Genomic DNA, 12798 nt, shown 5'->3' with positions numbered 1-12798 from the left:
GGGTGAGGACAAAGCTTCACACCCTCTCAGGGTGACGGATCACGGGCCTGGTTCGGCGAGACCAGTCACACCTCCAGCACCGCCGTCACCGGCACGTGGTCCGACGGGCGATCCCAGCTGCGGGCGTCGCGGGTGATCTTGAAGTCGCTGACAGAATCCTTCAGCGCGCGCGACACCCAGATGTGATCGAGCCGGCGGCCGCGGTCACCGACTGTCCAGTCGGCGGCGCGGTAGCTCCACCAGGTGTAGACCTTTTCCGACATCGGAATGCGCTCGCGCGCGATGTCGAACCATTCGCCATGCGCTTGCGCTGCGAGCAGCTTTTCGGTCTCGACCGGCGTGTGCGAGACCACCTTCAACAGCTGCTTGTGCGACCACACGTCGTTCTCGTGCGGCGCGACGTTGAGGTCGCCGACCAGGATGTGGCGGTCGTCGCCGCGCGGATGCAGCGGCTCGCAAGCTTTCATCTCGTCGAGGAATTGCAGCTTGTGCTCGAACTTCGGATTGAGCGCGGGATCGGGGATGTCGCCGCCGGCCGGCACGTAGAAATTATGCAGCACCAGCGGCTTTGCCAGCTGCGCCTTCTCGCCGAACGAGACCGAGACATGCCGTGAATCGAGCTTGTCGCAGAACGTCCTGATGTCGGTGCTCTCGAACGGCAACCGCGAGACGATGGCGACGCCGTGATAGCCCTTCTGCCCGTTCAGCGCGACATGCTCATAGCCGAGCCGCTTGAAACGCTTCAGCGGAAACGCATCGTCGATGCATTTGGTCTCCTGCAGACAGAGTACGTCCGGTCGCGCCGCCTTGATGAATTTGGCGACGATATCGATGCGCAGGCGCACCGAATTGATGTTCCAGGTGGTGACGGAGAACCGCATGAGAGCTGCGTCTTAGCACGGTTCTCGCTGCGGCCGAGGCCTTGTCCACAAGCGGGATCTCACCTCGCCCGCTTGCGAGGGAGAAGACGAGGCTACCCCGGCGAGCTGCCCGGATAGGTCGTGAAATCGATCTTGAACAGCGCCGGATCGGGCTTCTGGTTGACGTCGAGATTGTAGACCGCAACCGTGGTGTCGTAGCCCTGCGGATCGGTGACGGTCCACTGCTTGAGCTTGCCGTCCTTAGCACCGACCATCAGCAGGAAGCGGCTGGTGCCGACCAGCGCCTGCTTCTCCTCGATGGTGATGCTGACGAAGACGTCGTCGGCGGTGACGCTGATGACGTTGGTGTCCTTCATCAGGTCGATGCGGTCCGACAGCAGATAGCGCAGCGGGGTCTGCGACAGCGGATAGATGTCCTGGGTGGCGAGCCGGCGGTCGCGCACCGCCACCGACGAGCCGTCGGCGATGATCTCGATCGGGCTCGGCTCCTCATATTCGAAGCGCACCTTGCCGGGCTTCTGGATGTAGAAATCGCCCTTGGTCTTGGTGCCGTCGGGGCCGACCTGGACGAAATTGCCGACCATGGTCTGCAGCGACGACAGATAGGCCGAGACCTTGGCGGCCTGCGCCTTCTGGTTGGCGTCGAAGGTCTGGAAGATGTTGGCGGGCACGTTGCGCCGCGGATCGGGGATCACCGGGTTCGGCGGTGCCTGGGTGGCGCCCGTCGTCGTCGGGCCCTTGTCCTTATCCTTGTCCTGCGCATTGCTCTGGGCGCCGGCGTCCTTGGCCTTCGGCGCCGCTTTGGGCGCCGGCGCGGGCTTTTGCGGCGCCGGCGCGTTCTGCGCGGTGGCAGCACCGGCGATCGCAGCGGAGACGAGGAGAGCCAGCGCGGTGCGCGTGCCGCGGTGAGTGAGGTGTTTTGCCATCAGATATGTCAGTCTCTGTTCGACGCTCGTCCCGCTTGCCCGACTTTATCCCGCCTCTTCCGAGGGAGATATGGTTTTTCCGTGATGATCGCCCCCGGTCAGAACTGGCCTTCTTCCTCGCCGACTAGGATTTCGCGCTTTCCGGCGTGATTGGCCGGGCCGACGATACCTTCCAGTTCCATCCGCTCCATCAGCGAGGCGGCGCGGTTATAACCGATTTGCAGCCGGCGCTGAATGTAGGAGGTCGAGGCCTTGCGGTCGCGCTTGACGATCGCAACCGCCTGCGTGAACAGATCGCCGCCGCCGTCGCCGCCCATGCCTGTGGCGTCGAACACCGCGCCGTCCTCGCCCTCCGCGGGTTCTTCCGCGGTGACCGCCTCGAGATATTCCGGCGCGCCTTGCGTCTTGAGATGACGCACCACCTTCTCGACTTCTTCATCCGACGCGAACGGGCCGTGCACGCGGCTGATGCGGCCGCCGCCGGCCATATAGAGCATGTCGCCCTGGCCAAGCAGCTGCTCGGCGCCCATCTCGCCCAGAATGGTGCGGCTGTCGATCTTCGACGTGACCTGGAAGGCAATGCGGGTCGGGAAGTTCGCCTTGATCGTGCCGGTGATGACGTCGACCGACGGACGTTGCGTCGCGAGGATCACGTGCAGGCCCGCGGCGCGCGCCATCTGCGCGAGACGCTGCACCGCGCCTTCGATGTCCTTGCCGGCGACCATCATGAGGTCGGCCATCTCGTCGACGATGATGACGATGTAGGGCAGCGGATCGAGGTCGAGCTTCTCTTCCTCGTAGATCGCCTTGCCGGTCTCCTTGTCGAAGCCGGTGTGCACGGTCCGCGTCAGCTCCTCGCCCTTGGTCTTGGCTTCGACCAGGCGCTGGTTGTAGCCGTCGATGTTGCGGACGCCGAGCTTGGCCATCTTCTTGTAGCGCTCTTCCATCTCGCGCACCGCCCACTTCAGCGCCACCACCGCCTTCTTCGGATCGGTGACGACGGGCGTCAGCAGATGGGGAATGCCGTCATAGACGGAGAGTTCGAGCATCTTCGGGTCGACCATGATCAGGCGGCACTGATCCGGGCGCAGCCGGTAGACCAGGCTGAGGATCATGGTGTTGATCGCGACCGATTTGCCGGAGCCGGTGGTGCCGGCGATCAGCATGTGCGGCGTGCGCGCGAGATCGATGATGACAGGGTCGCCGCCGATGGTCTTGCCGAGGCACAACGGCAGTTTTGCAACCGACTCGGTGCTCTCCTTGGCGACCAGGAGCTCGCGCAGATAAACCTTCTCGCGATGCGCGTTCGGCAGCTCGATGCCGATCGCATTGCGGCCGGCGACGACGGCGACGCGGGCCGACAGCGCGCTCATCGAGCGGGCGATGTCGTCGGACAGGCCGATGACGCGCGACGATTTGATGCCAGGCGCCGGCTCGAGCTCGTACAGCGTCACCACAGGACCGGGATTGGCTTTGACGATCTCGCCGCGCACGCCGAAATCCTGCAGCACGCCCTCCAGCGCGCGCGAATTGGCTTCCAGCTCGGCCTTGCTCAGCGGCTGGCGGTCGCTGGCCTTCGGCGCCGTGAGCACGGAGACGGACGGCAGCTCGAACTTGTCCGAATTCCTTTTCTTCGGCTTCGGCTCGGCTTTCTTGCGCGGGGCGCGGGCAGCGGGAGCTTCCTCGTCCTCGTCCTCGTCTTCCTCATCGTCGCCGCCGTGGTCGAAGGCTTCGTCTTCGTCCTGGTCGTGTCCGGCGGGCGCGATCGAGGGCGCGGCGCGGCCGCTGCCGCCGATATTCGGTTCCTGGCGCTCGAAGGCGCCGGCGCGACCCTGCGAGGCGCTCGATACCAGCGATTTGTAGGCGGTGGTGAACAGCCAGCCGAGCCGCGCCTTGGCGCTCATCAGCGCATGGAACAGCCAGCCCAGCGAGACCGAGCTGCGGTCCTCGTCCTCCTCGACGAACGGCTCGTCGTCATCGGCGATCGGCGTCAGCTCGTCATCCTGCTCTTTGGCACCCCAGCCGCAGGCGAACAGGAAGCACGGCACCATTGCGACAAACAGGATCAGGCCGAGCACGACGCGGTAGATGAAGCCGGGCGGACCGAATGCCACCGCCGGCGCGCGCAGCAGCGCATCGCCGACCACGCCGCCGAGCCCGGTCGGCAGCGGCCAGGCGGTGTTGTGCGGCCAGCAGCTGGCAAAGCCCGCCGCGATCACGGTGGTGAGGATCCAGCAGCCGAGCCGTAGCGCTTCGCGGTCGAACGGCCGGTGCGTCAGCATCCGCCAGCCCCACACCGCGACCGGCAGCACCAGCATGATCGCGCCGAGCCCGAGGATCTGCATCAAGAGATCCGCGCCGATCGCACCGGGATAGCCGACCACATTGCGGATCGCGCGCGAGGTGGCGTGGCTCAGCGAAGGGTCCTGCACCGACCAGGTCATCAGCGCCGCCGCGACCACGCCCGACAGCGCGATCAGGCCGAGCCCGGTCAATTCGCGCAGCCGCCGCGCCAGCGCCTCGCGCATGGAGTGCGGCAGATGGCCGACCAGGGGAATGACTCGTTCGATCGCAGGCATACTCAATCTTCGCGCTTTGCGATTAACCCAGGGTTTCGACCAGGCGGTGCAACGCCTCCGCCGTGGATTCACTGTCGGAGACCAGCGCAAGGCGGATGTAGCCCGCGCCCGGATTGGAACCGTCGTTCTGCTGGCGCGCCAAATAGCTGCCGGGAATTACCCGCACGCCGGCGTCGCGATAGAGCTGCACCGTCACCGCCTCGTCGCCGCCGCGATCGGAGACATCGAGCCAGACGCAGAAGCCTCCGGCCGGTCGCTTGAAGCCGTAGCGGTTGCCGAGAATCTGGTCGGCGAAATCGAACTTGATGCGATAGAGCCGGCGGTTCTCCTCGACATGCGCCTCGTCGCCGTAGGCGGCGACCGCGACATGCTGCAGCGGCACCGGTACCTGCGGCGCCGCGACGTTACGCAGCTCGAGGAATGCGGCCAAAAACTTTTTGTCGCCGGCGGCGAAGCCGACGCGCATGCCTGGCAGGTTCGAGCGCTTCGACAGTGATTGGAACACGACCACATTGGCGAAGTCGGGCCCGGCGCATTCCAGCATGCTGCCCGGCGCCTCGCGGGTATAGATCTCCGAGTAGCACTCGTCGCTCAAGATGATGAAGCCGTAACGGTCGGCGAGCTCCTTCAGCCGCATGAAGTAGGCGCGCGAGGCGACCGAGCCCTGCGGGTTCGCCGGCGAGGCGATGAAGAACGCGACGGTGCGCGCCCAGGTCGCCTCGTCGATCGAATCGAGGTCGGGCAGAAAACCGTTGGCGAGCGTGGTCGGCAGATAGATCTGCTCGCAGCCGGCGGCGCGGGTGCCGGCGCCATAGGCCGGGTAGAATGGGTTCGGCATCAGGATCGCCGGCCGTCCCTTGCGCGGACTGACGTAACGGGCGGCCGTGATCGCGGCAAAGAACAGCCCCTCGCGGCTGCCGTTCAGCACGAGCACCTCGCTCTCCGGATCGACCGCCCGGGGCAGCCGGAACCGGCTCGACAGCCAGGCCGCGGCGGCACGGCGGAACGGCTCGATGCCCTTGGCCATCGGATAGCGGCCGAACTCGGCGGTATGCTTCGCCAGCACCGGTCCGACGAACTCCGGCACCGGGTGCTGCGGCTCGCCGACTGATAGCGTAATCAAGGGCTTAGCCGGCTGGTAGGGTGCCAGCAGCTCGGTGGTCCGCACGAATGGGGAACGCTCGGCCTGGCCGGATGCGACATTGCCGGCGCCCTGCGCCACGCCGGATGAGGCGGTCATTGCCATGTTTGAAGCGCCAGCACTTTCACTGCGGTCGGGGGTGGAGGGGGGCCGACCGTAAACCGATCAAGTCACCATAGATAGGGCGAGGTTAAGACGCGATTAACCATCGGCGCCCGGTCCGAACTGCGGAGAAGCCTGCCCGCATGATAGCAGCGCGGGCCCCGGAAAAATTGTACTGAGACATGATTTTTCGCCGCGCTATCAGAGCGCTCATCATCACGCCGGAGCGCGAAGTCCTGCTGATGCGGCCTCCCACGACTCGTAATGCCCGGGCTTGACCCGGGCATCCATCAATCGGGAAAGAATCTTGCGAAGCGGGATGGATGGCCGGGTCAAGCCCGGCCATGACAAGCGCTCGCCTACCGCGCCGGCAGCTTCTCGAAGGCCGGCTTGCCGTCGGGCACGTGGTGGAAGGTCTGCTTGTCGCAGGTGTAGATCGTCATCTGCGGGCTGAACACCGAGGGGTCGTCGAAGGTGCCGACCTTGAGGATGGTGGCGGGCAGACCGGGTACCTTGGTCACCAAATGCGTGCCGCATTCCGGGCAGAATTCGCGGGTGACCGCACGCTCGAGGTCCTTGCGGGTGAACTGCTTGGGCTCGCTTGCGGTGTATTTGAAGCCGGTGGTCGGCATCGCCATGAACATATTCGGCCCGCCGCCGGTGATGTACTGGCACTCGCGGCACAGACACTGCGCCGCCATCATCGGCTCGCCCTCGGCCTCATAGCGCACCTTGCCGCAATAGCATCCGCCTTCGAGCTTCATGACGTCCTCCCGATTGTTGTTGGTCTGACCGTATCATTCCACGGTGGCACGTTATTCTGACAATTTTTTCTCAAGCGCGGGGAAAAAGAAAGGGGCTCCAACTTGCGCTGGAGCCCCTCAACGGTCCGGGCATTGCCGGGTATGTGCCCGGGCCGTAGTTCTGGGAGCGGCCGCTTGGGGAGGCCGCCCCCCGGGAGAACTCACATGTTGTAGGCGCGCTCGGTGTGCTCGGTGATGTCGAGGCCTTCACGCTCGGTCTCGACATTGGCGCGCAGGCCGACGATCACGTCGACGACCTTGTAGAGGATCGCCGAGCCGATGCCCGACCACACCAGCGTGGTGCCGACGCCCCAGCACTGCGAAACCATCTGGGTCACGAGGTCGTAGTCGGCGACCTTCGGCGGGATCGCGGTGTAGTCGATGATGCCCGCGCCGCCGAGCGCCGGGTTGACCAGGATGCCGGTGCCGAGCGCGCCGACGATGCCGCCGACGCAGTGGACGCCGAACACGTCGAGCGAGTCGTCATAGCCGAGCGCGTTCTTCACTACGGTGCAGAAGAACAGGCACACCACGCCGACCACGAGGCCGAGCACGATGGCGCCCATCGGACCGGCGTAGCCGGCCGCCGGCGTCACCGCGACGAGGCCCGCGACCGCGCCCGAGAGCGCGCCGAGCAGCGAGGGATGGCCCTTGATGATCCACTCCGCGAACATCCAGGCCAGCGCCGCCGCGGCCGTGGCCACGAAGGAGTTGGTCATGGCGAGCGCAGCGCCGCCATTGGCTTCGAGGTTGGAGCCGGCGTTGAAGCCGAACCAGCCGACCCAGAGCAGCGAGGCGCCGATCATGGTCATGGTCAGCGAGTGCGGAGCCATCAGCTCCTTGCCGTAGCCGGTGCGCTTGCCGATCAGCAGCGCGCCGACGAGACCGGCGATGCCCGCGTTGATGTGCACCACGGTGCCGCCGGCGAAGTCGATCGCGCCCTTCTTGAAGATCCAGCCGGCGTCGGCGTTGATCTCGTCGAGCTTGGCCTGCGCCGCGGTCTTGGCCGCGCCGTCAGCCGCAGCGGCGAGCGCCTTGGCGGCATCCTGGATCGCGTCCGGGCCCGGCCAGTACCAGACCATGTGCGCGATCGGGAAGTAGATCAGGGTCACCCAGAGCGGGATGAACAGCGCCACCGCCGCGAACTTCATGCGCTCGGCGAAGGCGCCGACGATGAGGGCCGGGGTGATCGCCGCGAAGGTCATCTGGAAGCAGACATAGACCAGCTCCGAGATGTTGGCGTCGACCGAGAAGGTCGCCGCCTTCGAGTCGGTGGTGATCCCCATCATGAAGGCCTTGGAGAAGCCGCCGATGAAGTCGGACCCGCCGGTGAAGGCGAGGCTGTAGCCGTAGAGGGCCCAGAGCACGGTGACGAGGCAGACGGTGTAGAACACCTGCGCCAGCACCGAGAGCATGTTCTTGGAGCGGACCAGACCGCCGTAGAACAGCGCGAGGCCCGGGATGGTCATCAGCAGCACCAGCACCGTCGAGGTCAGCATCCAGGCGTTGTCGCCCTTGTTGACGGTTGGCTCGGCGTAGGCGGCGGTCGCGGCAAACAGGCCGACTGCAAGTGCCGCCAGTCCCGCGCCGTAGGGACGCTTGAACGTCATGTTATTTTACTCCTGAGGTCTTGTAAGGTTTGAGCGCGAAATCAGAGGGCCGCGGCATCAGCCTCGCCGGTGCGGATGCGCACGGCGTGTTCGAGGCTGATGACGAAGATCTTGCCGTCGCCGATCTGCCCGGTCTTGGCGGCAGCGGTGATGGCGTCGATGGTCTTGTCGACCTGATCGGAGGCGACTGCGACCTCGATCTTGATCTTGGGCAGGAAGCTCACGGCATATTCGGCGCCGCGATAGATTTCCGTGTGCCCCTTCTGACGGCCGTAACCTTTGACTTCCGTCACCGTGAGACCGTGAACGCCAATGGCGGTCAGGGCGTCACGGACCTCTTCGAGCTTGAATGGCTTAATGATCGCCATAACAATTTTCATGAGTCCTATCCCCGCTTGGACCCGATGCGGACACCGGGAAGTTTGCGACTGAGAACCACCACGCGGAGGACATCCACAACGCGGGCACAGCCGGGACCCCTAGAATCAAATGCCGTGCCAGTCGGCGGGACTTCGCTAACGGTTTATGAATCCGGTTCTTTTCCCGCTTTGCGGGAGGGAGGCGACCCTGCGCTATTCCGTCGCGCCTAAAACTTAATCAGGCCTGTCTAAAACGCAGGCATGGCCTACTCCGGACATAATTGTGCCCAGAGCGGCGGCAGGGTGGCGGTAGCCGGATAGCGTGAATTACTGCAGCGCCTCGCCGTGCTGTGAGATGTCGAGCCCCTCGAGCTCCTGCTGCGCCGAGACCCGCAGCGGCACGAAGGCGCTGACCAGTTTGAGCAGCACGAAGGTGACGCCGCCGCACCAGATGAAGGTGACCGCCACGCCGTAGAGCTGGATCACGAGCTGCTTCGGGTTGCCCTCGAGCAGGCCGGCGGTGCCGCCGATCGCGGAGGCCGCGAACACGCCGGCGAGCAGCGTGCCGGTCAGGCCGCCGATGCCGTGCACGCCGAACACGTCGAGCGAGTCGTCATATTTGAAGCGGTGCTTCAGCCAGGTGCAGGCCCAGTAGCAGACGAGGCCAGCGATGATGCCGATGACGACGCCGTGCCACGGCGCGACGTAGCCGGAGGCCGGCGTGATGGTGCCGAGGCCAGCGACCGCGCCCGAGATCATGCCGAGTACCGACGGCTTGCGGCGCGTTGCCCATTCCATCGCGCCCCAGGTCAGCGCGCCGGCGCAGGCCGACAGATGCGTGGCGGTGATCGCCATCACCGCGCGCGAATTGGCCCCGTACGCCGAACCGCCGTTGAAGCCGAACCAGCCGACCCAGAGCAGGCCGGTGCCCATCACCGCGAGCGACAGATCGAATGGCGCCAGGTTCTCGCTGCCATAGCCGTGGCGGTTGCCCATCACCTTGGCCGCGACCAGGCCGCTGATGCCGGCAGACAAATGCACGACGAGGCCACCGGCGAAATCGAGCACGCCGGCCTGCGCGAGGAAGCCGCCGCCCCACACCCAGTGCGCCAGCGGCACATAGGCGAACACGAACCAGCCGATCGAGAACAGCACATAGGCGGAGAACCGCATGCGGTCGGCAACCGAGCCCGCGACCAGCGCCACCGTGATGATCGCAAAGGTCATCTGGTAGAGCATGAACAGCGCTTCGGGGATGGTCTTGGCCGCCGGATTGATGCTGTCCATCGTCATCCCTGCGAGAAACCAGCGGTCGAGCCCGCCGAGCCAGGCGCCATCGCCGACGAAGCTCAGCGAATAGCCGAAGGTGACCCAGAGGATCGAGACGATGGCGACCGCGGCAAGGCTCTGCGCCATCGTCGCCAGCACGTTCTTTTTGCGCACCATGCCGGAGTAGAACAGCGCCAGCCCCGGGATCGTCATCATCAGCACCAGCGCGGTGGCGACGATCATCCAGGCGGTGTCGGCGCCGTTGATGCCGGGATTGGCCGCCGACGCGCCGGCTGAATCTTGCGCGAAGGCAGGCGTGCCCAGCGCCAGCAGAATTGCAGCATTGATCGGCGCAGCTGCGATCGCTGCGCGAAGAGCCCGTGCCCCCATCATCATTCCCCGGCGGTCGTCGTTGTTTGGATGCGCCGGCGTCGTTGCCGGCGGTGATCTCGATTGGAAAGTTACAGCGCGTCGCGGTCGGTCTCGCCGGTGCGGATGCGCAGAGCGTGGTCGATCGGCGTGACGAAGATCTTGCCGTCGCCGATCTGGCCGGTGCGGGCATGCTGGGTGATGACGGCAACCGCCTTTTCGGCGAGGTCGGTATCGACCGCGATCTCGATCCTGAGCTTGGGCAGGAAGTTCACGACATATTCGGCGCCGCGATAGATCTCGGTGTGACCCTTCTGGCGGCCGTAGCCCTTCACCTCGGTCACCGTCATGCCGTGGACGCCGATCGCAGTCAGCGCCTGGCGCACCTCGTCAAGCTTGAACGGTTTGATGATCGCGACGACGAGTTTCATGGTGAGGCCTTCATTCCCTTGAGGTTTTTCGCAACCCGCAGCAGTGGACGGAGCGGCACGTGCCGTCTTGTGGAGCGGCAAGTTGCCGCCCCCTCGCGGCTGGCGTTCTGCGTCCACCAAATCTGGCAGCTTTCTGGGCAAATGGCACAAAAAAGTTGCAACATGAAGCGGAAAACATACGCAGCCGGTGAGCTCGCTCACTATACGGAACGATTACCCTCGGCCAGAATGTGGCTTTTCCACCCGGTCAGCGGCTCCCCGCTGGCTTGTTTCGCCACCGCGTTCCCCGCGCGCGCCCCGAGGAAACAAAAATGTCGAACCGAAACTGGTTTTATGCATCCGAAGGCCAGCAGAAGGGTCCCCTGCCGGAGGGCCAGCTGCGCGACCTCATCAGCCGCGGCATGGTGCGGGCCGATACGCTGGTGTGGACCGAAGGCATGTCCGGTTGGCAGAAGGCGGGCGAAATTCCCGGCCTCGTTCCCGGCGCGGGCGCGCCACCGGCGTTTCCGCAAGCAGGCGGGGCGCCGCAGGTCGCGGCCTCCGGCAGCTACACCGGCGGGGCGCTGTCGGCCGACTTCCCGATCTGGGGCCTGTTCGGACGCAGCCTGCTGCTGTTCATCGGCCAGATTTTCGTCATTCCGGCGCCGTGGACGGCGACCGCCCTGTACCGCTTCGCGATTCCCCACATCCGCGTCCCGGGCCGGCCGAATCTCGAATTCACCGGACAACCGCTCGACATCTGGTACGTCTTCATCGTGTTGGGTCTGTTGACCTATGCCGGGGTCGCCGACAGCAACATCGTCACGCTGCTCTCCCTGGTGCTGCAGGCTTTCCTCGGCTGGATGATCGTCCGCTGGATCGCCAGCCGTCTCAGCTCGAACGGCCAGGAGCTGCCGATCGCGTTCAAGGGCAGCCCGGCGGTCTATATCGGCTGGTATGTGTTGATGGTGATCTCATCGATCACGATCATCGGCTGGGCCTGGGTGATGACGGCCTGGATGCGCTGGATCTGCCGCAACATCGAAGGCACGCGTCGCGAGGTCACCTTCAACGCGTCGGGGCTCGAGGTGCTGTGGCGAACCATCGTGTTCGCGATCGGTTGCGCGTTCCTGATCCCGATTCCCTGGGTGCTGCGCTGGTACGCCAACTGGTACATCTCGCAATTCGCGCTGGTCGAGCGTCAGTCCGGCTTCGTCGCCGTCTAGCTCATTGTTTGAGCATGATCTCCGCGCAAACGCGTACCGCGTTTGTCGCGAGGGAAAACCGCTTCACACTTTTCCGGATCATGCTCTACCGTCGTTCGCGCACCGAGCCTTCTTGCGCGACCGACGCCACCAGCGTGCCGTCCGGCTTGAAGATCAAGCCGCGGGTCAGCCCGCGGCCGGATTGCGCGCTCGGCGAATCCTGCACGTAGAGCAGCCATTCATCGGCGCGGAACGGGCGGTGAAACCACATCGCATGGTCGAGGCTCGCCGGCATCATGCGCCGGTCGAACAGCGTGCGGCCGTAGCGCGCCATCACCGCGTCGAGCAGCGAGAAATCCGAGGCATAGGCGAGCGCGCACAGATGCAGCGCGGGATCGTCGGGCAATTTTGCCGCGGTGCGGATCCAGACATGGATGCGGCCGTCGTCGATCTTCTGGCCGAAATAGCGGCCGAGCTCGACCGGGCGCAGCTCGATCGGCCGGTCGCTCTCGTAGTAGCGGCGGATGAACTCCGGCATTTCCTTGAATATCGGCTGCTTCGACACTTCCTCGGCCGTCAGCTTCTCCGGCGGCGGCACGTCGGGCATCTTGTCCTGATGGTTGAAGTTGCTCTCCTCGTCGGCGTGGAACGAGACCATGATCGAAAAGATCGCGTTGCCGTGCTGGATCGCGGTGACGCGGCGGGTGGTGTAGCTCTTGCCGTCGCGCAGCCGCTCGACCTGGTAGATGATCGGGATCTGCGGATCGCCCGGCAGGATGAAATAGCAATGGATCGAATGCGGCAGCCGGCCCTCGACGGTGCGGCACGCCGCCACCATCGCCTGCCCGATCACCTGGCCGCCGAACACGCGCTGCCAGCTGGTCTTCGGGCTGTTGCCGCGGAACAAATTCACCTCGAGCTGCTCGAGATCGAGGATGGACAGCAGGTCGATCAGGCTTTTGGACATGGATAGCTTTCGGTGTCTTGGCCCGTCATTCCGGGGCGCGCGAAGCGTGAAGAATCTCGAGATTCCGGGTTCGATGCTATCGCATCGCCCCGGAATGACCGCGTTGGGCTTGTTTCTGGCACCTGTTTCGCCCAGCTATTATCAGGTAGCAAGCACAGTCTGAGGGCGCCACGCGCG

General features: G+C 65.1%; 11 protein-coding genes. 1 reads left to right on the top strand and 10 read right to left on the bottom strand.

What is annotated here, in order from left to right:
• Positions 1 to 65: 65 nt before the first annotated feature.
• From CI41S_RS03375 to CI41S_RS03335, 9 genes are all read right to left on the bottom strand, one after another.
• Entirely contained in the window at positions 66 to 881 is an 816-nt protein-coding gene (locus CI41S_RS03375; RefSeq protein ID WP_139857429.1) for an exodeoxyribonuclease III, read from the bottom strand.
• Positions 882 to 973: 92 nt separating this feature from the next.
• Positions 974 to 1807: an outer membrane lipoprotein carrier protein LolA gene (locus CI41S_RS03370; protein WP_139857428.1), complete on the bottom strand. Its 834-nt coding sequence runs from the start codon at positions 1805 to 1807 to the stop codon at positions 974 to 976.
• 98 nt (positions 1808 to 1905) lie between these two features.
• Complete coding sequence (locus CI41S_RS03365) at positions 1906 to 4392, bottom strand: DNA translocase FtsK (protein WP_139857427.1); 2487 nt, start codon at positions 4390 to 4392, stop codon at positions 1906 to 1908.
• A gap of 16 nt (positions 4393 to 4408) precedes the next feature.
• Entirely contained in the window at positions 4409 to 5632 is a 1224-nt protein-coding gene (locus CI41S_RS03360) for an aminotransferase class I/II-fold pyridoxal phosphate-dependent enzyme (RefSeq protein ID WP_139857426.1), read from the bottom strand.
• A 356-nt stretch (positions 5633 to 5988) separates the two neighbouring features.
• A complete protein-coding gene (locus CI41S_RS03355) occupies positions 5989 to 6393 on the bottom strand; it encodes a GFA family protein (RefSeq protein WP_139857425.1) in 405 nt (134 codons plus the stop codon).
• A 200-nt stretch (positions 6394 to 6593) separates the two neighbouring features.
• Positions 6594 to 8042 carry an ammonium transporter gene (locus CI41S_RS03350; protein WP_139479560.1) on the bottom strand — a complete coding sequence of 483 codons (1449 nt, stop codon included), beginning with the start codon at positions 8040 to 8042 and terminating at the stop codon, positions 6594 to 6596.
• Between the two features lie 41 nt (positions 8043 to 8083).
• Positions 8084 to 8422, bottom strand: a complete 339-nt coding sequence (locus CI41S_RS03345) for a P-II family nitrogen regulator (protein ID WP_044539269.1) — start codon at positions 8420 to 8422, stop codon at positions 8084 to 8086.
• A gap of 306 nt (positions 8423 to 8728) precedes the next feature.
• Positions 8729 to 10060, bottom strand: coding sequence for an ammonium transporter (locus CI41S_RS03340; protein ID WP_139857424.1), 1332 nt, complete (start codon positions 10058 to 10060; stop codon positions 8729 to 8731).
• 71 nt (positions 10061 to 10131) lie between these two features.
• Positions 10132 to 10470 (bottom strand): P-II family nitrogen regulator, encoded by a 339-nt coding sequence (locus CI41S_RS03335; protein ID WP_139479558.1) that lies wholly within the window; start codon positions 10468 to 10470, stop codon positions 10132 to 10134.
• Between the two features lie 311 nt (positions 10471 to 10781).
• Between CI41S_RS03335 and CI41S_RS03330 the strand changes: the two genes are divergently transcribed.
• Positions 10782 to 11675: a DUF4339 domain-containing protein gene (locus tag CI41S_RS03330; RefSeq protein WP_139857423.1), complete on the top strand. Its 894-nt coding sequence runs from the start codon at positions 10782 to 10784 to the stop codon at positions 11673 to 11675.
• 85 nt (positions 11676 to 11760) lie between these two features.
• Here the strand turns inward: CI41S_RS03330 and tesB are convergent, their stop codons facing one another.
• Positions 11761 to 12621 (bottom strand): acyl-CoA thioesterase II, encoded by an 861-nt coding sequence (gene tesB, locus CI41S_RS03325; RefSeq protein ID WP_139857422.1) that lies wholly within the window; start codon positions 12619 to 12621, stop codon positions 11761 to 11763.
• Positions 12622 to 12798: the final 177 nt, after the last annotated feature.

This window comes from Bradyrhizobium ivorense (assembly GCF_900696085.1).
Taxonomy (GTDB): domain Bacteria; phylum Pseudomonadota; class Alphaproteobacteria; order Rhizobiales; family Xanthobacteraceae; genus Bradyrhizobium; species Bradyrhizobium ivorense.
The sequence above is the reverse complement of the archived record's forward strand: the minus strand, read 5'-3'. Positions and strand labels throughout refer to the sequence as shown.